We start from the raw sequence: 20,826 nt of genomic DNA on the forward strand, positions 1-20,826 counted from the left end.
ACCCTCACTCACCCTTGATCAGCCGCCGCCGCAGCCAGCCCGAGAGGCTGTCCATCAGCATCACCGTCAGCACGATCAGAACGATGTAATAGGTCACCTCTTCCCAGTCCTTCTGGGTGATCATCGCCTGCGTCAGCAAGAGCCCGATGCCGCCGCCGGTGATCGCCCCGATGATCGTGGCGCTGCGGGTGTTGGACTCGAGGAAGTAGAGCACCTGGCTCAGCAGCACCGGCGCCACCTGCGGGATCACCCCGAACCGGTAGCGATGGGTCCGCGCCGCGCCCGTGCTGGCTACACCCTCGATCTGCTTGCCGTCCACGTTCTCCAGGGCCTCCGAGAACATCTTGCCGAAACTCCCGGTGTCGGTGAACAGGATCGCAAGCGCCCCGGTCAATGGCCCCGGCCCGAAGGCGCGGCTGAGAACGATGGTCCAGATCAGACCGTCCACTCCGCGCAGAAAGTCGAAGACCCGGCGGAAGGCAAAGCGCACCGTCCGCAGTGGGGCAAAGTTCTTCGCCGCCATGAAGGCGACCGGCAGGGCAATGAGCGCCGCGCCGAAGGTGCCGAGGAAGGCCATCAGCACGGTCTCGAACATCGCCCAGGCCACCGCCGCATGCATCCACATCGGGTTCTGCCAGAAGTCGTGCCACGCCCCGGCAATGTTGCCGCGCGCCGGGTCGATCTGGGCCCCGAACAGGATGCGGCCGAGCCCCTGCCCGTGATAGGGGCTGTCGAGGGTGAAGAAGAACAGCTCCCACCCGCCGAAGTAGCGGAACACCTCGCTCCGCGACCGGGTGAAGGTGAGCCGCGCCCCAGGCAGGGTCACCTGGAGCCGGGTTCCGGAGACCGAAACATAATCGGGATAGGGCGCGTCGAGGTTGGTCACCACGCTGCGCCCCTCCAGCCACGCCTCGATCGTGCGCTCGCCCGGAATGACGAACTGCACCGCATTGCCGGGCAGAAAGCGCACCTCTCGCCCCTGCCCGAGCTCGATGACGGCAACCTCGCCTTCACCGCTCACCCATTGGGGCCGCTGGCCCTCGGGGTAGGCCCCCTTGCGCTCGCCCTCCACCGCATAGCTCAGCTCGCCGTTGCGGTTGTCGCGGGTCACATGGGTCTTGTAGCTCCAGGTGTCGCGGAGCAGGATCTGCGCGTTCTCCGGTCGGGCCCGCTCGACCAGGCCGGGCATGTCGAAGGCAAAGAAGATGTAGCCGAAATAGAGCAGGATCAGCCCCGGCACGGCGAAGGCCACGAGCTTCTTGCGGCCGACGATCCGGTCCGCCTCGGCGTAGCGTGCAGCAAGTTCCATCAGTGCGCTCCCGGGCCAGTCAGCTTGTTGCGGGCGTAGCTCGAGAGCTGATCGACCGCCACGATCGTCAGGAACAGCAGGATGAAGATCGCCGCCGCCTCGTCGAACTTGCCCTGTCCCCAGCTCATCGCGTTCTTCAGCTCGTAGCCGATGCCGCCCGCGCCGACGAAGCCCAGGATGGCCGAGGCGCGGATGTTGACCTCAAAGCGCAGGAGCCCGTAGCTGAGCCAGTTCGGCGCCACCTGCGGCAGCACGCCAAGCCACATCCGCTGGGACCAGGTCGACCCTACCGAGGCGAGCCCCTCGACCGGCTTCAGGTCGGCGTTCTCGGCCACCTCGGAAAACAGCTTGCCCAGCGCTCCGGCGGTATGAAAGGCGATAGCGATCATCGCCGGCACCGGCCCGCCGCCCAGAACGAAGATGAGCATCAGGGCGATCACGATCTCGGGGACGGCGCGCATGATGTCCATGATCCGGCGGAACACCGGGATGAGCCGGGGCCAGCGGGCCAGGCCGCGCGTGGCCAGCAGCGAAAAGATCATCGCGGCCAGCGCGCCCAGCAGCGTGGAGACGGCGGCGATGTTGACCGTCTCGAGCAGCGCCGGAAGGTACTTGACCAGGTAGCCCGGCAGCAGGTTCAGGCGGGGGATCGTGTCGGCCACCACGTCGGCCGGAAAATCGAACATCTGCGGCAGGCCGCTCCAGAACCCGCCCGCGTTGCGCGCATCGGCCAGCCAGAAGCCGGAGACCAGCAGCAGGATGAAGATGGCCAGCGTGATGCCGCCGTAGAGCCGACGCTGCTGCACCAGCGCCATGTAATGCGCCCGCGTCCTGTCGAGCCCGGCGGCCCCGTGCGAGGATATCTCTGCCATCTGCCTGTCCTGCGTTGTGAGGCCCCGCCCGGCGAGGGGCGGGGCCGGATCTGCCGAAGCGGCTCAGTTGCTCTGCGACTTGCGCGCTTCGATGATCGACAGGTAGGCGTCGTGGGTGATCGGGTCGAAGCCCAGGCTCTCACCGGCGGAGATGTTGTAGGTGCACTCCTTGTCGGCATCGTGCATGCCGTCGATGAGCGCGGTCATCTTGGCCTTCACCTCTTCGGGCAGCGCCTTGCGCAGCACGATCGGGCCTTCCGGGATCGGCTTGGAGCGCCAGATCTCGACGAGATCGTTCATGTCGATCAGGCCGGCATCCACCGCCTTGCGGAGCGAGCCGGAGTTGTAGCCGTCTTCCCAGGCGCCCTGGCCGTCGGCCCAGGTCACGCCGGCGTCGACATCGCCGTTGTTGACCGCGACGATGGTCTGCTCGTGGCCACCGGTAAACTTGACCTCACCGAAGTAGTCGCCCGACTCCATGGTGATGCCCTCGCCGGCCATCGGGATCTCCACGGAGGGGATCAGGTAGCCCGAGGTCGAGTTGGGGTCGCCGAAGCCGAAGGTCTTGCCCTTCATGTCGGCCAGCGAGGTGATGCCGCTGTCCTTGCGGGCAAAACCGATCGAGTGGTAGCCGTAGGAGCCGTCGAGGTTGATCTTGACGAGCACGGGCTCCACCGCCTCGGGGTCCTGCACGTAGACGCCGGCATAGGCCGAGGCGCCGAGCCAGGCCATGTCGATGGTGCCGCCGAGCAGGCCCTGCATCACGCCGTTGTAGTCGGCCGGGGCAAAGAGCTTCACCGGCACGCCGAGCGCCTCTTCGGTGTAGGTCTTCAGGCACTCGTGGTTGTTCAGGCGGTCCTGGGCGTTTTCGCCGCCGAGGATGCCGATGTTGAACTCGGTGATCTCCTGGGCGGTGGCGGCCCCGGCAAGGGCTGTCGTGGCCAGGGCGGCGGCAATCAGGTGTTTCATCTGTCTCTCGCTTTTTCCGGTTTGGATGGATGCCCCTTGTCGGTCGGGGCGGTTGGAAACTCAGGCGCTGACGGGCGGATGCTGGATCTCGTCGGCGCGGGGGTGGCGGGCCGTTTCGGGCTGGCCGCGGTCCAGCGTCTCGATCTCGGTCGAGGTGGCGGCCTCGCTGAAGCTCTCGCCGGCGCCGTAGATCTCGCGGGCCATGTCGGTGGTCAGCAGCTCGGGCGTGCCGTCGAAGACGATGCGCCCGTCGCGCATGCCGATCACCCGGTCGCAGTAGCGCCGCGCGGTGTCGAGCGTGTGCAGGTTGGCGATCACGGTGCGGCCGTCTTCCTCGTGGATGCGGCGCAGCGCCTGCATCACCACCTGGGCGTTCATCGGGTCGAGGCTGGCAATCGGCTCGTCGGCGAGGATGATCTTCGGGTCCTGCATCAGCGCCCGGGCGATGGCGACGCGCTGCTGCTGGCCGCCGCTCAGCGCCTCGGCGCGCTTAGGCGCCTGTTCGGCGATCCCGAGCCGGTCGAGGATGTCGATGGCGCGGTGAATGTCGGCCTGCGGGTAGAGGTTGAAAAAGGTGGCCAGCGTCGAGCGGCGGCCGAGCGTGCCGTGAAGCACGTTGGAGACCACGTCCATCCGCGGCACGAGGTTGAACTGCTGGAAGATCATCGCGCAATCGGCCTGCCAGCCGCGGCGGGCGGCGCCGGTGAGGCCCAGCACGTCGCGGCCCTCGAAGGTCACCGAGCCCTCGGAGGCATCGGTCAGCCGGTTCAGCATCCGCAGCAGGGTCGACTTGCCGGCCCCGGAGCGCCCGATGATCCCGATCATCATCGGTTTGTCGACGCTAAAGCTGGCAGCGCTCACGGCGGTATTGGCCCCAAAGCGCTTGGTCAGCCTGTTGATGGCAAGCATACGGTCCCCCGGTCTGGTCGGGGGCAGGTAGCCGCCGCGTCGCGAAGCCTGTGTGACGATCCGATTAAGGTTTCATGACAACTGCGCCCGACCAGACCGGGGCACCGCACTGGCAGCGGGCCGGGCCGGGTGCGCGCGTGACGCCGCCTCAGGCGCGCCGCGCCAGTGGGATGGCCGCGTCAGGCGCTTCGGGCCGGAAGGGTGGCCGCCTCAGGCGCTCCGGGCCGGAAGGGTGGCCGCCTCAGGCGCTCCGGGCCAAAGGGATGGGCGTTTCAGGCGCTCCACGCCGGAGGGGTGGCCGCCTCAGGCGCTCCGCTCCAAAGGGATGGGCGCTTCAGGCGCTCCACGCCGGAAGGATGGCCACCCCAAGCGCTCGGCGCCAGTGGAATAGGCGTTTCAGGCGCTCCGCGCCTGAGGGCGGGCGGTCTCAGGCACTCCGTGCCAGAGGGACGGGTGCTTCCTGCCCCGCCGAGGTTGGTGTGACGGCCCCTTTGGCCGCGGGGAGCGGCGCCTTCGGCGCCCTGGCCCGGCCCTGGGCCGCGCCGGCTTCGGTGGCCGTGCCTTGCGGTGCGGCGGTGTTGCGCGTCCGGAACCGGGCGGAAAGATCGAAAAGCGCGCGCGCCTCCTCGGTGAGCAGCTGGCTCGAGGCCGCCGATTGCTCGAACATCGCCGCATTGTCCTGGGTCGCCCCGTCGAGCCGGGCGACGGCGAGGCTGATCTCGCGCACGCCGGACGACTGCTCGTTAGCCGCGCCGGCGATGGCCGTGATCTGCCCGGAGACTTCGCTCACCAGGTCGAGGATGCCGTTCAGCGCCTCGCCGGCCTCGCCCACCTGGCTCACGCCGCGCGTGATGCGATCGCGGGTGGCGTTGATCAGGTCGTTGATCTCCTTCGCGGCATCCGAGGAGCGGTGCGCGAGCGAGCGCACCTCCATGGCGACCACGGCGAAACCGCGGCCCTGCTCGCCCGCGCGGGCAGCCTCGACGCCGGCGTTCAGCGCCAGCAGATTGGTCTGGAAGGCGATGTCCTCGATCAGGTCGACGATCTTCGAGATCGCGGCGGAGGAGGCCTCGATCTCGGTCATCGTGTCCACCGCGCTGCGCACGGTGGCCTGGCTGGCCTTCGCGTTGTCGCGGGTCACCTGCATGATCCGGTCCGCCTCCCGAGCGCGGTCGGCGGTGGCCCCGGCGCTCTCGCTCAGCTCGGTGACGGCGGCGCTGGTCTCTTCCAGCGTGGCGGCGCTGCTCTCGGTCCGGCGCGCCAGGTCCTTGGCCGCGGCGCTGATGTCCTGCGAGGTGGTGTTGACGGTGCCGGCACTGGCCGCCAGCGCGGTGATGAGTTCCTCCAGCGTCAAGACCGCCGCGTTGAAATTGCGCCGCAGGCTCTCGTAGGGGCCGGCGAACTCGCTATCGATCGTCACCGTAAGGTCCCCCGCCGCAAGCTGGTCGAGCGCGGTGGCGAGCCGGTCGACCACCTGGCTCTGCTCGGCGGCGCGGGCCTGGCGCTCCTCCTCCGCGGCGGCGCGGATCTGCTCGCGCGCCTCGGCCTCGGCGGCCTCCCGGGCGCGGGCCTCCGCCTCGCGCCGGCGTTCGGCCTCCTGCGCCTCGGCCTGGCGCGCACGGTCCCGCGCCTCGGCCTCGCGCTGGCGGGCGCGCTCGCAGGCCTCCCGCTCCTGCTCGGCGGCCTGCATCTGCTCGCGCTCGATCATCCCGTCGCGAAACACCTTCAGCGCCCGCGCCATCCGGCCGATCTCGCCCCCGGTCCGCTCGAAGCCTTCGACCGGCGAAAGATCGCCGCGCGACAGCCGTTCGGTGGCATGGGTCACGCGTGCCATCGGTCGCAGGATCAGCACCCAGGTCACCAGCGGAGCGGCCAGCAGCAGCAGCAGGCTGGCCAGCGCGATGGAGCGGAACTGGTTGCGCGCGAGATCGGCGCGCCCCAGGATCGTTTCGCTGCCCTGCACCACCGCGCCCACGGCGGCGGACGCGTTGGCGCGGGCCTCCGCGACGATGCGCCCGATCGCCGCGCCGGAGGCGATCGACCGGGCCGATGCCGCGGCCTGCGCCTCCAGCATCCGCCGCCGCGCCGCCACCACGCCCGCCTCCGCCGCGACGATGCTGTGCATCTCGTCGACCACCGGCACGAGCCCCTCTGGAAGTTCCCGCCCCGCCAGCAGCGCATCGAGATGGCCCAGGGCGCTGTCGACCGCGGCCTGCGCACCCGCCGCCGCGCTTGCGTCCTGTGCCGCCACGCCGAGGAGGGCCCGGGTGAGCACGCCCTTGATCGCCGCGTCGATCTCGCCCGACATCCGCATCCTCCCCACCTGCACGTCGAGCAGTCCGCGAATCGCAGCCTCGTTGCCGGTTGCCGCCTCCTGCGCGCGCAACTCCAGCGCGAAGGCCATGTCGTCGATCGCGCTGTTCACCGCCACGGCGCTCGATTGCCGCTGGGCAAGCACCTCCTGCCGGAGATCGGGCCGCTGGTAGTCGCGCAAGTCCTGGCGCGCGTGAAAGAAGGCCACGACCTCGCGGATCGCCGCCATCTGCTCGACGGCAATGGCCTCTTCCGGCAGCTCCGCCATGGCCGCGTCGAGGTGGGCGAGGCTTGCGGTGGCGATATCGCCCAGAATCGCCTCGATGAACATGTCGGGCGCATCGGCCAGCACCAGCGTCACGCCGCTCAGCAGGTTGATCTCCGCCCGCACCTTCATCAGCGCCAGCATCTGCGCGAATTCCTGGCTGATGAGGCCGCCCAGCGTGCTGGTCACGGTGCCGACCGTCTCCTCGCCGCCGATCTGCAGCTCGAAATAGGCGTCATCGGCCAGGCTCACCAGCGCGCCGTTGGCCTGCTCCGAGAGGGTCACGAAGGCCTGCACCATCTCGCGGACCCGGTCCTGTTCGGTAAACCGTTGCTCGAGGGCCCGGACCATGGCGGCATTGGCGATGTCGAGCTCCGCCAGCAGCGGTTCGATCTGCGCCTGGGCCTGGTGCGACAGGCTGCGCGACGCCGTCTTGAGCGCCACCACGCCCTCCTGCATGTCGGACGCCGCTCCCTTCAGCGCGTCGTGATCCTCGGCCAGCAGAACCTCTGTCATCGCGCCCTGGACGGCCCCGGTGCGCGCCGTCACCTCGACGCTGGCCTCGATGCCCGGCAGGTTCTCGTCGATGAAGGCCCGGAGCGCATCGGAGAGCGCGCCGAACACCAGAAGCCCGATCACGATGGCCGCCGCGGTCATCGCACCCAGGGCCGCGAGGATGAGGGCGAACTTGGCGGCAATGCTGCCGAAGAGGTCTGTCAGTCGGGTCACCTTTTGCCTCCACCCGGATAGTTGCTGCGCGAAGCCGACCGGCAAGGCGCCTGCGCCGCGCCGCTCGGAATGACGTCAGGCGCCGCCACCGCTCACCACCGTCTCGAAGCCGCCTCCGGCGGTGATCCGGGTGAGAAACACGCTGTCGAGCCCCTGGTTGTCGCCCGCGCCATAGGCAAAGCCGAGGCCGCCCAGATCGAAGGCGCCGAGGCTCGCCAGCGCGGCAAGAAAGCTCTCACGCGTCACATCCGGGCCGGCGGCCTCGAGGGCACGCAGCGCGACGCGACCGGCGAGATAACCCTCGAGCGTCACGAAACCGGGCTGCGCCTCCGGGTCCGCCGCCGTCATCGCGGCCTGGTACTGGGCCACGATCGGCAGGCTGGCATCCCAGGGAAAGGGCACCACCTGGCTGATGATCACCCCCTCGCCCGCCGCGCCCAGCTCGCCCGCCAGCGCCTCGGAGCCGACGAAGGAGATGTTCACGAAGGTCGGCTCGAACTTCAGCTGGCGCGACAGCTTGATGAACTCGGCGATCGGCTTGTAGGCCCCCACCATCACCACCGCATCGGGTTTGGCCTTGCGGATGTCGAGCAGGGCCGACTTCACCGCCACGGTGTTGCGGGTATAGGTGCCCTTGGCCGCAAGCGTCATGCCGCGCGTCTCCAGCGCCGCCGTCACGCCCTCGAGGCCGACCCGACCGAAGCCGTCATCCTGGTAAAGGATGGCGATGCTCTTCATCCCCAGCCCGTCGACCAGGTGCGCGATCCAGGCCTCGGTCTCGGCCCCGTAAGTCGCCCGCACGTTGACCACGTTGGTCAGCTCGGGCGCGCGCAGAAAGCCCGCGCCGGTGAACGGGCCGACAAAGGGCATGCCCGCCGCCGTCGCCTCCGGTTGGGTGGCCTGGCTGGTCGGCGTGCCGACCGGCCCGATGAAGCCGATATGCGCCCCGCCCGCGATCACCTCGAGCACATGCGCCACCGACCGGTCGGGCTCGTAGCCGTCATCGAAGCTCTCCAGCGTGACCTTGCGGCCGTGCACGCCGCCGGCGCGATTGGCCTCCTCGAAGGCGGCGAGAATGCCCGCGCGCATCCCCTGCCCCAGCGCTGCCGCCGGGCCGCCCAGCGCCGCGACCTGGGCAAAATGCACCGCATCGGGTGTTACCCCGTCGGCTGCCGGCAGCGGGCCGGCCATGAAATGCGCCGCCAGGAGGGCGGTAAGTCTGAGAAATGCTCGCATGTCGGGCTCCCTGGTGGGGTAAACTCCGGCCTGCCTTAGCACCCGGACCCTTAAGGAAGGGTTCATCCCGCCCCGATTGCCCTTGCCGCGCCGCCGTTCTGCCCCTTGCGCCGGGCCGCGCCGCCGCGCTTGCCGACCACCGGCAAATCGCCCAGAACGGCGGCAGATGCGTGCCGATATCCAAGCCCCGCCCAGCTCCGCCCCCCGCCGCAAGATCATTCACGGCGGCTTTCTGGTGCTGCTCGCCGTCACCCTGCTCGCCGCCATCCTGGTCGCGGGCAAATACGGTGCGGCTCATGCCCTCGAAACCGCCATCGGCGCGCTCGGCTTCATCGCGGTGCTGTTGCCCAAGGTCGGGGCCGGGCTCTTCCTGGCGGCCAGCATCCCGCTGTTGTTGCCGCGCGAGCGCGTCGCGGCCCTGATCGGGCAGGAGAGCGGGTGGCGCGGGCTGGCCCTCGCTGCCGCCGCCGGAGCCCTGCTGCCCGGCGGTCCGGGCATGACCTTTCCGCTGGCCGCCGCGCTCTTCGCCGCCGGGGCCGACCTCGGCGCGGTGCTGGCCCTCGTCACCGGCTGGTCGCTGCTGTCGCTCAATCGCACCCTGATCTGGGAGCTGTCCTTTCTCGACTGGCACCTCGTCGCCCTGCGGATCGCCCTCTGCCTGCCTGCCCCGCTCGCCGTCGGGCTGGTGGCGCGCGCCCTGATCGCCCGCCGCCGATGAACATCCTCATCGGCACCGTCCTGCTCCTTGGCCTCGCCGCCCTGGCCTGGGCGCGCCTCGCCACCGGCGCCAACCGACGCGCGGCGCTCTCGGGCACCGCCCGGCTCGCCGGCTTCACCCTGCCCCGGCTGCTGGTGGCGATGATCGGCGCCGCGCTGCTGGCCGAGCTGATGCCCGCCGACCGGATCGAGGCGCTCTTCGGGGCCGATGCCGGGCTGCGCGCCCTGCTGCTCGCCACGCTCCTCGGACCGATCACCCCGGGCGGCGCCTTCGTCAGCTTCGCCCTCGCGGCCGCCGCGCTCAAGGCCGCAGCCACGCCCGCTGCGGCAATCACCTATGTCACCTCCTGGAGCCTCTTCTCGCTGACCAAGATCCTCGCCTACGAGATCCCCTTCATGGGCACGCGCACCATGGCGCTCCGCCTCGCCATCTCGCTGCCGGTCCCTCTGGTGGTGGGGGCGCTGGCGATGCTGGTCTGAGCCCTCCCGGCGGGCCGCCGCCAGCCACGGGCTTGTGACCGATGCCCCGTAGCCGCGCCGCCCGGCCCTGGAGTATAAGCGCCCCACCCAACCCCGGAGCCCCCATGACCCCGCGCCGCCTCACGCCCTGCCTCGCCGCCGCCCTGGCCGCGCTCCTCGCGCTGGCGGGCTGCGATTCGACCGGCAACCAGGGGATCTCGCAGGAAACCGAGGAAAGCGTGCAGACCAAGCTGACCGAAGGGGTGACCACCCAGGCCGAGGTCCGGCAGATGTTCGGCGCGCCGGGCAACGTGAGCTTCAGCTCCGGCGGGCATGACATCTGGTCCTACGACTACTCCGAGATGAAGCAGAGCGCGCTCAACTACATCCCCTACGTCAACCAGCTCGGCAGCTCGGCCAAGGGCACCCGCAAGCAGCTGGTGATCCTGTTCAACGCCCGCAAGGTGGTGCGCCGCTACACGCTGATGGAATCCGAGGTCGTCGAGCGCTCCGGCCTCTTCCCCTGATCCGCCGCCCGGCGGCCCGCTTGATCCCTGCCTCCACCCTGCTAGAACCTCCCGACCCCGGGAGAAGACAGCACGGATGACACAGCCCCACGTTCTCATCGCAGGCGGTGGCATCGGCGGCCTCGCCACCGCGCTGACCCTGCACCAGATCGGCGTGCCCTGCACCGTGTTCGAAAGCGCCCGCGAGCTGAAGCCGCTGGGCGTCGGAATCAACCTCCAGCCCAACGCGGTGCGCGAGCTCTACGACCTGGGCATCGGCGCGGCGCAGCTGGATACCGTGGGCCTGCCTGCCCGCGAATGGGCGCTCGTCGGGCAGAACGGTGCCGAGATCTACGCCGAGCCGCGCGGCCTCGATGCCGGCTACAACTGGCCGCAATACGCCGTGCACCGCGGCGGCTTCCACATGCTGCTGGCCGAGACCTTCATGGCCCGCGCCGGCGCCTCGGCGCTGCAGACCGGCACCCGCGTCACCGGCTACAGCCGCAGCGCCAGCGGCGTCATCGCGTACCTCGAGCACGCCGACAACACCACCTCCGAGGCCACCGGCACCCTGCTGATCGGGGCCGACGGCATCCATTCGGCGGTGCGCGCCCAGATGCACCCCGGCCAGCCGCCGATCCACTGGGGCGGGGCGCTGATGTGGCGCGGCACCACCCTGGCCAAGCCCATCCGCACCGGCTCCTCCTTCGTCGGGCTGGGCACGCACCGGCAGCGCATGGTGATCTATCCCATCTCCCACCCCGACGCGGAGACCGGGCTGGCGCTCACCAACTGGATCGCCGAGGTCACCTTCGACGAGACCGAGGCCCGCAAGTCCGGCTGGTTCCGCCCCGCCCCGATCTCCGATTTCCTCCACCACTTCGAAGGCTGGCGCTACGACTGGCTCGACGTGCCCGCCCTGATCTCGGGCGCCGACATCGCCTTCGAGAACCCGATGATCGACCGCGACCCGGTGCCCACCTGGGTCGATGGCCCGGTCGCCCTGCTGGGAGACGCGGCCCACGCGATGTATCCCACCGGCTCCAACGGCGCGAGCCAGGCGGTGATCGACGCCCGCGTGCTCGGCGCGGCCATGCTGTCCCACGGCGTCACGGCGCAGGCGCTCTCCGCCTATGACGCCAAGCTCTGCGGCCCGATCTCCGAGGTGATCCTGCGCAACCGCGGCGCCGGACCGTTTGGCCTGCTGAACATGGTCAACGACCGCTGTGGCGGCACTTTCACCGACATCGACGCCGTGATCTCGCCGGCCGAACGCGCCGCGTTCATGGCCCGCTACCAGCAGGCGGCAGGCTTTGCCCGCGACACGCTCAACGCCGCGCCCGCAACCATCGCCGCAGGCGCCCGCGTTGCGGCCTGACCGGCGATCATCGACGGCCCCGGCACGCCCGATATCCACCCGCCCTCACGCGGATCGGCCAAGGCCCGGCACAGCCTACAAGGATTTCTTGAACCCCACGTGGCTCGGCACAAAGCCCAGCCCCTCGTAGAAGCGCCGGCTGTCGGCCCGGCTGGCGTTCATCGTGAGCTGCACGAGGCTGCACCCCGCCGCGCGCGCCCGTGCCTCGACATCCGCGAACATGCGCTGCCCCACGCCCTGTCCGCGCAGGCGGCCGGCGACCCGCACGCTCTCCACCTGCGCCCGCCGCGCGGCGGCCAGCGACAGGCCGGAGATGAAGGTCAACTGGTAGGTCGCCACCACCTCGCCCGCCTGCTCGCCCACGATCAGAAGATTTCCGCCCTCCTCCGCCATCGCATCGAAGGCGGCGTGATAGGCCGAGAGCTCCGCCGTTTCGCGGCCCTGCCCGAGCATGTCATCGGCAAGCAGCGCCACCACCGCCGGCACGTCCTCCCGGCGCGCCTCGCGGAAGGTCACGCTCACGCGGTCACCCCCGCGACCGCCTCCATGAAGGCGCGGATCAGCCCGGCGTCCTTCACCCCCTTCTCGCGCTCCACGCCCGAGGAAAGATCGACCTGCCGCGCGCCGGTGCGCTCCACGGCCTCGGCCACGTTGCCCGCGTGCAACCCGCCCGCCAGCATCCACGGCACCGGCCAGCGCCGCCCGGCGATCAGCCGCCAGTCGAACGGCAGCCCGTTCCCGCCGGGAAGCTCGTCGCCCGGCGCGGGCTTGGCATCCACCAGCAGCATGTCTGCCACCCGGCCATGATCATCGAGCAGCGGCAGGTCCGCCTCCGTGGCCACGCCCACCGCCTTCATCACCGGAAGGCCGTAGCGCCCGCGCACCTCCTCCACCCGCTCCGGGCTCTCGCGCCCGTGCAACTGGATGATATCGAGCGGAACCGCCTCCACGATCTCGTCGAGCAGGGCATCGCTGGGATCGACAAGAAGGCCCACCTTCGCCAGCCCCTCGGGCGCCAGCAAGGCCAGCTCCCGTGCCAGGGCAGGGGTCACGTAGCGCGGGCTCGGCTCGAAAAAGTTCAGCCCGGCATAGGCCGCTCCGGCCTGCGCCAGGGCGCGCATGTCCTCCGGGCGCTTCAGCCCGCAGATCTTTACCCGGATGTCCTGCACTTCAGCCCGCCCTGCGGTCGTCCAGCAGCGCCAGAACCTCGTCCTGCTCCTGCCCGGTTTCCCGCTTCACCGCGTCGAGCTCCTTCTTGGCCCGCCGCGCTTCCTTCGCCTGCCGCGCCGCCTCGGCCCGGTGCTTGTGCTCGCGGAACCACTCCCAGACGAAGCCCACCAGGATGCCCAGCGCGATCATCCCGAAGAGCGAGATGAAGAGCGGCACGGTGATCTGGTAGGGCACGCCCACCAGATCGGCGAGCTCGCCCGGCAACAGCTTCAGCGTGACCGGCTCGCGGTTGGCGAGGGCCAGGGTGATCAGAACGATGGCGAGGAGGGCCAGAAAGCCCCAGCGAAGATAACGGATCATGCGGTCAGGTTACTTGCCGTTCAGCCGGTCGCGCAAGAGCTTGCCGGTCTTGAAGAAGGGCACGTGCTTCTCCTCCACGTCCACCGCATCGCCGGTGCGCGGGTTACGGCCCACACGGGCGTCGCGTTTCTTGACCGAGAAAGCCCCAAAACCGCGCAACTCCACCCGGTCGCCATCGGCCATGGCGCCAATGATCTCTTCGAAGATGGTGTTCACGATCCGCTCGACATCTCGCTGATAGAGATGCGGATTCTCGTCAGCGACCTTCTGAATCAGTTCCGATCGGATCATACTTCCCCCCATCAGGACGTATTATGGTCCACGATTCCGTGCCGTGGTTTCGTCCTCGACTATAGGCGCAAATTTCCGCAACCGAAACGGGGCGTTTGCGTCAATTCATGAGTTTTATTCGACCTTGCTCCATTTTCCGCCTGAGAAACCAAGGCTTTGCGGGTGCAGCATGACGGGAGCATGCAGTCTTGCAACCCAATGGCGAATCGGCGCCGCGATCAGAACCGCAAGCGCAATACCCCGTAAATCGCCAGCGCCAGCATGGCCCCGCCACCCAGCAGATAGGGCAGCCGCAGCGCCATCTCCCGGCCCAGTCCCGGCTCCGCCAAAGCCACCAGAACGCCGCCGGCGAGTGCACCCAGCGGCATCATGCCCCAGCCGAAGAACCGGTAGAGCGCGTTCACCCGGCCCAGCAGCGCATCGGGAATCACCCGCTGCCTGAGCGAAACCGTGACGATGTTCCACAGCATCCCCGAGATCGCCTCCAGCGCCAGCGCCAGCCCGGCCAGCGCCGCCGAGCCGGTAAGCCCGATCATCACGAAGGGCAGCGGCATCGTCAGCAGCGCCAGCCGCACCGTCGCCGTCTGGCCGAGCCGCGCCGCCACCCCGGGCCCGAGGGTGCCGCCCAGAACGGCACCACCCGCGCCCACCGCCAGCAACACCCCGTGGCCAAAGGCCGTGAGGCCGAGGATCTCCTGGCTGACCAGCACCAGCATCGTGACCGACATGGTGAAGAGCGCGTTGATCAGCCCCAGCATCACCGCCAGCCTGAGCAACAGCCCATGCCCCCGCAGCCAGCGCCAGCCCTCCATGACTTCCGCCACGAGCCGGCGTGGCGGCCCGTCACGCAGCCGCCGCGGTGTGGCGATGGCCCAGACGCACCAGGCCGCCACTCCGAAGGTCACCGCGTCGAGCACGAAGGGCGCGGGCACCGCCAGCGCAATGAGCACCCCCGCCACCGGCGGCCCGACGAAGGCCCCCATGACCTGCTCCACGCTCCAGAGCTGCCCGTTGGCCCGCTCGAGGTCGGCGGGGTCCACAACCGCCGGAAGGAAGGTCTGCGCCGCGTTGTCGCGCACCACCTCGGCCGAGCCGAGCAGAAAGGTCAGCCCCGCCAGCGCAAACACCCCCGCCGCCCCCTCTCCGCCGCCGCCCCGCATCGCCAGCGCCACGATCCCGAAGGTCAGCAGCAGCCGCAGCATGTCGGCCTGCACCATCAGCCGCCGCCGGTCCCGCCGGTCCACCAGCACCCCCGCCGGGATCGAGAACAGGAACCAGGGCAGGCGCGTGGCAAAGACCACCAGCGCGATCAGCACCGGATCCCGCGTCAGCAGCGTCGCCAGCCAGGGCACCGCCAACGCCGAAACCCCGTCGCCAAGGTTGGAGACGGCGGTGGCGGAGAACAGCAGTCGAAAATTGCGGTTACGGGCCAGCAGCATGGCCGCATCAACCCACGCCGCACCCCCGGCGCACAAGACCCCTGCTCGTTTTCTTGCCGAAATTACTCCATCCCGCCCCTGTCACCGGCGCCAGTGTCGCGCTCCTGGCGCAACGCCGCCGCCCGGGCGCGGTGGCGGTGCGGGGTGGGTGGGCGGGAGCACCGCCACCGCGCCCGGTCAATGAAAAGGGCCCCCGCCAGCAGCGGAGGCCCCATGTCTCTCAGGCCGAAGGCCGAACCGACGATCAGTCGTCCTTGTTCAGCGCGGCGCCCAGGATGTCGCCCAGCGAAGCACCGGAGTCCGACGAGCCATACTGCTCCACGGCTTCCTTCTCCTCGGCGATCTCGCGCGCCTTGATCGACAGACCCAGACGGCGGGTCTTGCTGTCCACGTTGGTCACGCGCACATCGACCTTGTCGCCCACGCCAAAGCGCTCGGGGCGCTGCTCGGCCCGGTCGCGGCTCAGGTCGGAGCGGCGGATGAAGGACTTCATGCCCTCGTACTCCACCTCGACGCCGCCATCCTCGATCGCGGTCACTTCCACGGTGATGATGTCGCCGCGCTTCACGCCGCCAACGGCCTCGGCGAACTTGTCACCGCCCAGCGCCTTGATGGAGAGCGAGATGCGCTCCTTCTCCACGTCGGTCTCGGTGACCACGGCCTTGACCATGTCGCCCTTGCGGAACGACTGGATGGCATCCTCGCCCCGCTCGTCCCAGCTGATGTCGGAGAGGTGCACCATGCCGTCGATATCGCCCGGCAGGCCGATGAACAGGCCGAACTCGGTGATGTTCTTGACCTCGCCTTCCACCTCGGTGCCCTCGGGGTGGGTCTCGGAGAAGACCTCCCAGGGGTTGCGCATGGTCTGCTTGAGACCCAGCGACACACGGCGCTTGGCGGAGTCGATCTCCAGCACCATGACGTCCACTTCCTGCGAGGTGGAGACGATCTTGCCGGGGTGCACGTTCTTCTTGGTCCAGCTCATCTCGGAGACGTGGACAAGACCTTCCACACCCGGCTCCAGCTCGACGAACGCGCCGTAGTCGGTGATGTTGGTCACGCGGCCCGAATGCACGGAACCCAGCGGGAACTTGCCCTCGACCGAATCCCACGGATCGTCCTGCAGCTGCTTCATGCCGAGGCTGATGCGGTGGGTTTCCTTGTTGATCTTGATGACCTGCACCTTGATCGTCTCGCCGATCGAGAGAATCTCGGAGGGGTGGTTCACACGGCGCCAGGCCATGTCGGTCACGTGCAGCAGGCCGTCGACACCGCCGAGGTCCACGAAGGCACCGTATTCGGTGATGTTCTTCACCACGCCGTCCACGGTCTCGCCTTCGCTCAGGTTGCCGATCACCTCGGCACGCTGCTCGGCGCGGGACTCCTCGAGGATCGCACGGCGCGACACCACGATGTTGCCACGGCGACGGTCCATCTTGAGAATCTGGAACGGCTGCTTGAGGCCCATCAGCGGGCCGGCGTCGCGCACGGGGCGCACATCGACCTGCGAGCCGGGCAGGAAGGCCACGGCACCGCCGAGATCGACGGTAAAGCCACCCTTCACGCGGCCGAAGATGGCGCCTTCGACACGCTCTTCATCGGCATAGGCCTTCTCCAGGCGATCCCAGGCCTCTTCGCGGCGGGCCTTGTCACGGGAGATGCTGGCCTCGCCCCGGGCATTCTCGACGCGGTCGAGGAAGACTTCAACCTCGTCGCCCACGGCGATCTCGGGAGCCTCGCCGGGGTTGGCGAATTCTTTAAGATCAACGCGGCCTTCCATCTTGTAGCCGACGTCGATGATGGCCTGGCCCGCCTCGATGGCGATGACCTTGCCCTTGACGACCGAACCCTCGTCCGGCGTGTCGATCTCGAAGCTTTCGGTGAGGAGGGCTTCGAATTCCTCCATGGATGCGTTCTGAGCCATGTGGCGCTTTTTTCCTTACGTTTCGGTTTCTGGCCGTGCGGTTGTCTCCGCCGGTCTTGGGGTTGGTCGGGTGCCGTGCGCTGCGCCGGAAAACAATACAGGGCCGGAAAGTTCCGACCCTGCCCGAGGTCTCCGACAGCTGCTCTCACGGCGGCTTGACGAGGGGGCGTTTAGCCGCTCAAACGCCGCATGGCAAGGGGTTTCCCTGCTTTTCGGCGGGCCCGCGCCGGCCTAAGGTCGCGCCCATGCGCGCCCTTCTCGCCTCCCTCCTCCTGCTCGCCGCCTGCGCCGCGCCCCGCACCCTGCCCGAGGGCGAGAGCCCGCTGGCGGTCAACCCCGCCCGCTTGGCCCAGATCGAGGCGGCGCCCCGGCTCACCGTGATGATCCCCGGCGCGCTCGCCTCTGTCGATATCTTCGCGCCCACCAACGGCTGGGCCGCGCGCGGGCACGGGCTCGCCTACTACCGCTTTCCGGGGATGGACGGCCTGCCGCTCGACCACGCGCTCTCGATCACCGACGCGGCAGAGGAGATCGCCCGCTTCGCCCGCCGCTATCCCGACAAGGAGCTGACCCTGGTGGGCTACTCCGCCGGCGGTGCCATCGCGCTGGAGGCGGCGGCCCTGCTCGCGCCCCGGCCCGTCACCGTCGCCGCCATCTCGCCCTCGCCCGAGCACGCGGGCGGGCTGCAAACCATCCTGCGCGGCGCGGGCGATGTGATCTCCGCCGCCACCCGCGCCGAGGCCTTCACCAGCAAGGCCATCTGGGACGAATACTGGAAAACCCTGCTCTACGGGCGCGAGAACCGTGCCGATCCGGCTTTTACCGGCCAGATCGAGGCGCTCTCCGCCGAGCACGCCCCCCAGATCACCGACCCGAGCCCTGCCCTTGTCCGTGCCCATTCCGCCAGCCTGCGCCGCTGGAAACTCAGCGAAGGCGCCGACCTGAGCCATGCCCGCATCGGCTTTTTCTTCGGCATGGCCGACCCGGTGTTTTCCACCCGCCAGACAGACACCCTTCGCCGGCGCGCGGGCGGCGGGCGGCTCATCGGCTTTGCGGATGACGGGCACCTGCTCCTGCTGACCCGCAAGAGCCTCTTCGCCCATGTGCTGAGGTTCGTCGAAGGCGGCTGACCGCCTGGCCGGTCAGAGACCGCGTGCCGCCTTCAGCCGCTTCACCCAGGAGTCGACCGGCTCGGAGGGCTTGCGGCCATAGGGCGAGCTGCCGCCCCATTCGGCCTCGCTCCGCGACTGCTCGATCATCGCGTTCCAGATCTCGCGGGCCTTCGCGGGCGGAATCATCGGTCGGCTGCCGTCGGTCTCGAGCGAGATGCCGAGCTCGTCCTCGGCCACGTAGTCGTAGCCCATCGCCCATTCGGCAAAGGGCGACGGCGCATCGCCGTCTTCCGAGATCAGCACTTCCACATCGCTGTGTCTTGTGTCGGCACTGATCCGCTCCATCAGCGGCAGCACCACCACGCGCGGCCCGTGCAGCGCCTGAAAGAACTGCCCGCGCCCGCGCCACAAATGGCCGGTGATCCCGTTGTTCGCGTTGAAATCCAGAGCCTGCAGCAGAATGTCGAGGTCGCTGTCGCCAAACTCTTCGTCCCGCGCGATCGAACGATAGAGAAGTTGGTGCATCTACGTTGTCTTCCTTGTGCCTGACTTGCGCTACCCTGGCCCGGCCGAGATCGGGACATGAATAGAAAAGGGATTCTGCTTCGGCATGCAATCGTCGTTGTTAGGTTCTGGTTAACTTTTGGGCTGTAGATTGCTCGAATCGGTCAACCTGAAGTTCCTTGCATGGTTAACACCGAGTCCGCAGTGTCATTTTACGTATGCATGGGTTGTGCATGGGTTGTGCATGGGTTGTGCTACGGCGCCATTCCGCCGACCGTTTTGCGCAACACTAGCGTTAACCCTGATTTTTCACTTCATTTTCAAGAGGATATGCGCCCGCGCCCTGTCAAGCGCCTGCTCGATGGTCATTTCGGTCGTATCGAGCAGCACCGCGTCCTCAGCGGCCACCATCGGCGCCGCATCACGGCTCGAATCCCGCGCATCCCGCGCCTTCACATCGTCCAGAACCTGCTCCCGCGTCACCGCGTGCCCCTTGCCCTGCAGCTCCAGGAATCGCCGTTCCGCACGAGCCTCGGCGCTCGCGGTGACGAAGAGTTTCACCTCCGCCTCGGGGCAGATCACCGTGCCGATATCGCGTCCGTCGAGCACCGCACCGCCTTCGCGACGGGCGAAATTGCGCTGGAATTCCAGCAGTTTCGCCCGCACCTCCGGGTCCGCCGCCACCCGGCTCGCGGCCTGGGCCACTTCCGGGGTGCGCAGGCTGTCTTCCGGGGTCAGGTCGTCGGGGGCCAGCGCCTCGGCCGCCGCCACCGGCTCGGCCCCGGCAAGCACCTTGGCCCCCACCGCACGGTAGAGCAGCCCGGTATCAAGATGCGCGAGGCCAAACTCGGCCGCGATGGCCTTCGAGATCGTCCCCTTCCCCGCCGCAGCCGGCCCGTCGATGGCCACCGTGAATTTCATCGCGCCCTCTTTCATGCATACGCAAGCCGGTCGCCCGGTTAACGTTTCACTTACCCTGCCGTCTCCAGCTTCGCGCCCAGCCCGCCCATGAGGTCCATGAAAATCGGAAAGGAAGTTGCGATCGGCCCGGCGTCATCCACCTCAACCGGCTGCTTCGCGGCCATCCCGCAGATCAGGAAGCTCATGGCGATCCGATGGTCCAGCCGCGCCTCCGCCCGCGCTCCGCCGGGCACGCCCTCGGGGCCCAGGCCCTTGACGGAAAACCAATCTTCGCCCTCGTCCACCTCCACGCCGCAGGCCCGCAGACCCACCGCCATGGCGTCGATCCGGTCGGATTCCTTGACCCGCAGCTCCTTCACGCCGGGGCATCGAGTGATGCCTTCCGCAAAGCTCGCCACGACCGAGAGCACCGGGTACTCGTCGATCATCGAGGCCGCCCGCTCGGCCGGCACCTCTATGCCCTTCATGTCGGGAGAGAACCTTGCCCGAAGGTCGGCCACCGGCTCGCCGCCCTCCTCGCGCTCGTTCTCGTAGGTCAGATCCGCCCCCATCTCGCGCAGGGTGGTGAACAGCCCCGCCCGCGTCGGGTTCAGCCCGATGCCGGGCACCAGCACGTCACTCCCCGGCACGATCAACGCTGCACAAACCGGGAAGGCCGCCGAAGACGGATCGCGCGGCACGGCAATCACCTGTGGCTTGAGCTCCGGCTGCCCCACGAGCGAGATCACTCGCCCCTCGGCGGTGTCCTCCACCGTCACCTCGGCCCCGAAACCGGCCAGCATCCTCTCGGTATGGTCCCGCGTCGCCTCCTTCTCGGTCACCACCGTCACACCCGGCGCATTGAGCCCGGCGAGCAGCACCGCGGACTTCACCTGCGCCGAAGGCACCGGCGTGGTGTAGCGCACGGGCACCGGGCTTTCCGCCCCCACCATCGTCAAGGGCAGCCGCCCGCCCGCGCGCCCGAAAGAGGTTGTGCCAAAGAGCGAGAGCGGCTCGGTCACCCGCCCCATCGGGCGTGACCGCAGGCTCGCATCACCGGTAAAGGTCACTGCAAAGGGATGGGTCGCCACCGCGCCCATGATCAGCCTTACCCCGGTGCCGGAGTTGCCGCAGTCGATCACGTCGTCCGGCTCGCCGAACCCGCCGACACCCACGCCATGCACCGACCATGCGCCATCGCCGTGCCGCACCACCTCGGCCCCCAGCGCCCGCATCGCCTTGGCCGTGTCGAGCACGTCCTCGCCCTCCAGCAAGCCGGTGATCTGCGTCTCTCCCACTGCCATCGCACCGAGGATCAGCGAGCGGTGGCTGATCGACTTGTCGCCGGGCACCTCCGCCACGCCCTTCAACGGCTCGGCCTTGCGGGAAATCATCGGGGTGGGCGTGCCGTGAGACGACATATGCGGGCTCCTTGCTCTGTCGCGCTTCGCATATCCGCTTTCA

20 protein-coding genes are annotated in these 20,826 nt (G+C 68.9%); 5 read left to right on the plus strand and 15 right to left on the minus strand.

The annotated features are described in order from the left end of the window. Positions 1-4: 4 nt before the first annotated feature. From phnE (BUR94_RS12690) to BUR94_RS12715, 6 genes are all read right to left on the minus strand, one after another. On the minus strand, positions 5-1,309 hold the full coding sequence (gene phnE / locus BUR94_RS12690; protein WP_074256576.1) for a phosphonate ABC transporter, permease protein PhnE: 1,305 nt from the start codon (positions 1,307-1,309) through the stop codon (positions 5-7). After that, positions 1,309-2,181 (minus strand): phosphonate ABC transporter, permease protein PhnE, encoded by an 873-nt coding sequence (gene phnE, locus BUR94_RS12695; protein ID WP_074256577.1) that lies wholly within the window; start codon positions 2,179-2,181, stop codon positions 1,309-1,311. Before phnE (BUR94_RS12695) ends, phnE (BUR94_RS12690) begins: the two co-directional genes overlap by 1 nt. Positions 2,182-2,244: 63 nt before the next feature. Beyond that, positions 2,245-3,150: a phosphonate ABC transporter substrate-binding protein gene (phnD, locus tag BUR94_RS12700; protein WP_074256578.1), complete on the minus strand. Its 906-nt coding sequence runs from the start codon at positions 3,148-3,150 to the stop codon at positions 2,245-2,247. Positions 3,151-3,210: 60 nt separating this feature from the next. Then, positions 3,211-4,059, minus strand: coding sequence for a phosphonate ABC transporter ATP-binding protein (phnC, locus tag BUR94_RS12705; protein WP_074256579.1), 849 nt, complete (start codon positions 4,057-4,059; stop codon positions 3,211-3,213). A 427-nt stretch (positions 4,060-4,486) separates the two neighbouring features. After that, positions 4,487-7,366 (minus strand): methyl-accepting chemotaxis protein, encoded by a 2,880-nt coding sequence (locus tag BUR94_RS12710; protein WP_074256580.1) that lies wholly within the window; start codon positions 7,364-7,366, stop codon positions 4,487-4,489. A gap of 75 nt (positions 7,367-7,441) precedes the next feature. Further along, positions 7,442-8,602: an ABC transporter substrate-binding protein gene (locus BUR94_RS12715; RefSeq protein WP_074256581.1), complete on the minus strand. Its 1,161-nt coding sequence runs from the start codon at positions 8,600-8,602 to the stop codon at positions 7,442-7,444. A gap of 166 nt (positions 8,603-8,768) precedes the next feature. Between BUR94_RS12715 and BUR94_RS12720 the strand changes: the two genes are divergently transcribed. The 4 genes from BUR94_RS12720 (at position 8,769) to BUR94_RS12735 (ending at position 11,662) form a co-directional block, all read left to right on the plus strand. Next, the gene (locus tag BUR94_RS12720; protein ID WP_074256582.1) at positions 8,769-9,320 is read left to right on the plus strand and encodes a photosystem I reaction center protein subunit XI; all 552 of its coding nucleotides are present in this window, start codon (positions 8,769-8,771) and stop codon (positions 9,318-9,320) included. After that, positions 9,317-9,799 (plus strand): hypothetical protein, encoded by a 483-nt coding sequence (locus tag BUR94_RS12725; protein WP_074256583.1) that lies wholly within the window; start codon positions 9,317-9,319, stop codon positions 9,797-9,799. Before BUR94_RS12720 ends, BUR94_RS12725 begins: the two co-directional genes overlap by 4 nt. A gap of 104 nt (positions 9,800-9,903) precedes the next feature. Then, entirely contained in the window at positions 9,904-10,305 is a 402-nt protein-coding gene (locus tag BUR94_RS12730; RefSeq protein WP_074256584.1) for a hypothetical protein, read from the plus strand. 76 nt (positions 10,306-10,381) lie between these two features. Beyond that, positions 10,382-11,662 carry a flavin-dependent oxidoreductase gene (locus BUR94_RS12735; RefSeq protein WP_074256585.1) on the plus strand — a complete coding sequence of 427 codons (1,281 nt, stop codon included), beginning with the start codon at positions 10,382-10,384 and terminating at the stop codon, positions 11,660-11,662. Positions 11,663-11,737: 75 nt separating this feature from the next. Here BUR94_RS12735 and BUR94_RS12740 read toward each other — a convergent pair whose 3' ends face one another. The 6 genes from BUR94_RS12740 to rpsA form a co-directional block, all read right to left on the minus strand. Further along, entirely contained in the window at positions 11,738-12,184 is a 447-nt protein-coding gene (locus BUR94_RS12740; RefSeq protein WP_074256586.1) for a GNAT family N-acetyltransferase, read from the minus strand. Further along, on the minus strand, positions 12,181-12,831 hold the full coding sequence (locus tag BUR94_RS12745; protein ID WP_074256587.1) for a phosphoribosylanthranilate isomerase: 651 nt from the start codon (positions 12,829-12,831) through the stop codon (positions 12,181-12,183). The genes BUR94_RS12740 and BUR94_RS12745 overlap by 4 nt, the downstream gene beginning before the upstream one ends. A gap of 1 nt (position 12,832) precedes the next feature. Further along, positions 12,833-13,192, minus strand: a complete 360-nt coding sequence (locus BUR94_RS12750; protein ID WP_342745205.1) for a LapA family protein — start codon at positions 13,190-13,192, stop codon at positions 12,833-12,835. 9 nt (positions 13,193-13,201) lie between these two features. Further along, the gene (gene ihfB / locus BUR94_RS12755; protein WP_074256588.1) at positions 13,202-13,483 is read right to left on the minus strand and encodes an integration host factor subunit beta; all 282 of its coding nucleotides are present in this window, start codon (positions 13,481-13,483) and stop codon (positions 13,202-13,204) included. Between the two features lie 218 nt (positions 13,484-13,701). Continuing rightward, entirely contained in the window at positions 13,702-14,922 is a 1,221-nt protein-coding gene (locus BUR94_RS12760; RefSeq protein WP_074256589.1) for an MFS transporter, read from the minus strand. Positions 14,923-15,166: 244 nt separating this feature from the next. Further along, on the minus strand, positions 15,167-16,846 hold the full coding sequence (gene rpsA / locus BUR94_RS12765; protein WP_074256590.1) for a 30S ribosomal protein S1: 1,680 nt from the start codon (positions 16,844-16,846) through the stop codon (positions 15,167-15,169). A 245-nt stretch (positions 16,847-17,091) separates the two neighbouring features. Between rpsA and BUR94_RS12770 the strand changes: the two genes are divergently transcribed. Beyond that, entirely contained in the window at positions 17,092-17,976 is an 885-nt protein-coding gene (locus BUR94_RS12770; RefSeq protein WP_175570473.1) for an alpha/beta fold hydrolase, read from the plus strand. Between the two features lie 12 nt (positions 17,977-17,988). On the opposite strand, the gene BUR94_RS12775 is transcribed toward BUR94_RS12770, so the two are convergent. The 3 genes from BUR94_RS12775 to aroA all read right to left on the minus strand — a co-directional run bounded on the left by BUR94_RS12775 (position 17,989) and on the right by aroA (position 20,783). Further along, positions 17,989-18,483 carry a BLUF domain-containing protein gene (locus BUR94_RS12775; RefSeq protein ID WP_074256591.1) on the minus strand — a complete coding sequence of 165 codons (495 nt, stop codon included), beginning with the start codon at positions 18,481-18,483 and terminating at the stop codon, positions 17,989-17,991. 288 nt (positions 18,484-18,771) lie between these two features. Continuing rightward, the gene (locus BUR94_RS12780) at positions 18,772-19,383 is read right to left on the minus strand and encodes a (d)CMP kinase (RefSeq protein WP_074257719.1); all 612 of its coding nucleotides are present in this window, start codon (positions 19,381-19,383) and stop codon (positions 18,772-18,774) included. 50 nt (positions 19,384-19,433) lie between these two features. Next, positions 19,434-20,783 (minus strand): 3-phosphoshikimate 1-carboxyvinyltransferase, encoded by a 1,350-nt coding sequence (gene aroA / locus BUR94_RS12785; RefSeq protein ID WP_074256592.1) that lies wholly within the window; start codon positions 20,781-20,783, stop codon positions 19,434-19,436. Between the last annotated feature and the right edge of the window lie 43 nt (positions 20,784-20,826).

The organism is Vannielia litorea (assembly GCF_900142295.1).
In the GTDB taxonomy this organism is placed as follows: Bacteria; Pseudomonadota; Alphaproteobacteria; order Rhodobacterales; family Rhodobacteraceae; genus Vannielia; species Vannielia litorea.

What these genes read in the sequence shown, in the direction of transcription:
- BUR94_RS12730 (WP_074256584.1), top strand. Translation starts at nt 9,904, where the DNA reads ATGACCCCGCGCCGCCTCACGCCCTGCCTCGCCGCCGCCCTGGCCGCG.
- phnE (WP_074256577.1), bottom strand. Translation starts at nt 2,181, where the DNA reads ATGGCAGAGATATCCTCGCACGGGGCCGCCGGGCTCGACAGGACGCGG.
- BUR94_RS12770 (WP_175570473.1), top strand. Translation starts at nt 17,092, where the DNA reads ATGCGCGCCCTTCTCGCCTCCCTCCTCCTGCTCGCCGCCTGCGCCGCG.
- aroA (WP_074256592.1), bottom strand. Translation starts at nt 20,783, where the DNA reads ATGTCGTCTCACGGCACGCCCACCCCGATGATTTCCCGCAAGGCCGAG.
- BUR94_RS12750 (WP_342745205.1), bottom strand. Translation starts at nt 13,192, where the DNA reads ATGATCCGTTATCTTCGCTGGGGCTTTCTGGCCCTCCTCGCCATCGTT.
- phnC (WP_074256579.1), bottom strand. Translation starts at nt 4,059, where the DNA reads ATGCTTGCCATCAACAGGCTGACCAAGCGCTTTGGGGCCAATACCGCC.
- BUR94_RS12780 (WP_074257719.1), bottom strand. Translation starts at nt 19,383, where the DNA reads ATGAAATTCACGGTGGCCATCGACGGGCCGGCTGCGGCGGGGAAGGGG.
- BUR94_RS12735 (WP_074256585.1), top strand. Translation starts at nt 10,382, where the DNA reads ATGACACAGCCCCACGTTCTCATCGCAGGCGGTGGCATCGGCGGCCTC.
- BUR94_RS12720 (WP_074256582.1), top strand. Translation starts at nt 8,769, where the DNA reads ATGCGTGCCGATATCCAAGCCCCGCCCAGCTCCGCCCCCCGCCGCAAG.
- BUR94_RS12760 (WP_074256589.1), bottom strand. Translation starts at nt 14,922, where the DNA reads ATGCTGCTGGCCCGTAACCGCAATTTTCGACTGCTGTTCTCCGCCACC.
- phnE (WP_074256576.1), bottom strand. Translation starts at nt 1,309, where the DNA reads ATGGAACTTGCTGCACGCTACGCCGAGGCGGACCGGATCGTCGGCCGC.
- BUR94_RS12715 (WP_074256581.1), bottom strand. Translation starts at nt 8,602, where the DNA reads ATGCGAGCATTTCTCAGACTTACCGCCCTCCTGGCGGCGCATTTCATG.
- BUR94_RS12775 (WP_074256591.1), bottom strand. Translation starts at nt 18,483, where the DNA reads ATGCACCAACTTCTCTATCGTTCGATCGCGCGGGACGAAGAGTTTGGC.
- phnD (WP_074256578.1), bottom strand. Translation starts at nt 3,150, where the DNA reads ATGAAACACCTGATTGCCGCCGCCCTGGCCACGACAGCCCTTGCCGGG.
- ihfB (WP_074256588.1), bottom strand. Translation starts at nt 13,483, where the DNA reads ATGATCCGATCGGAACTGATTCAGAAGGTCGCTGACGAGAATCCGCAT.
- BUR94_RS12725 (WP_074256583.1), top strand. Translation starts at nt 9,317, where the DNA reads ATGAACATCCTCATCGGCACCGTCCTGCTCCTTGGCCTCGCCGCCCTG.
- rpsA (WP_074256590.1), bottom strand. Translation starts at nt 16,846, where the DNA reads ATGGCTCAGAACGCATCCATGGAGGAATTCGAAGCCCTCCTCACCGAA.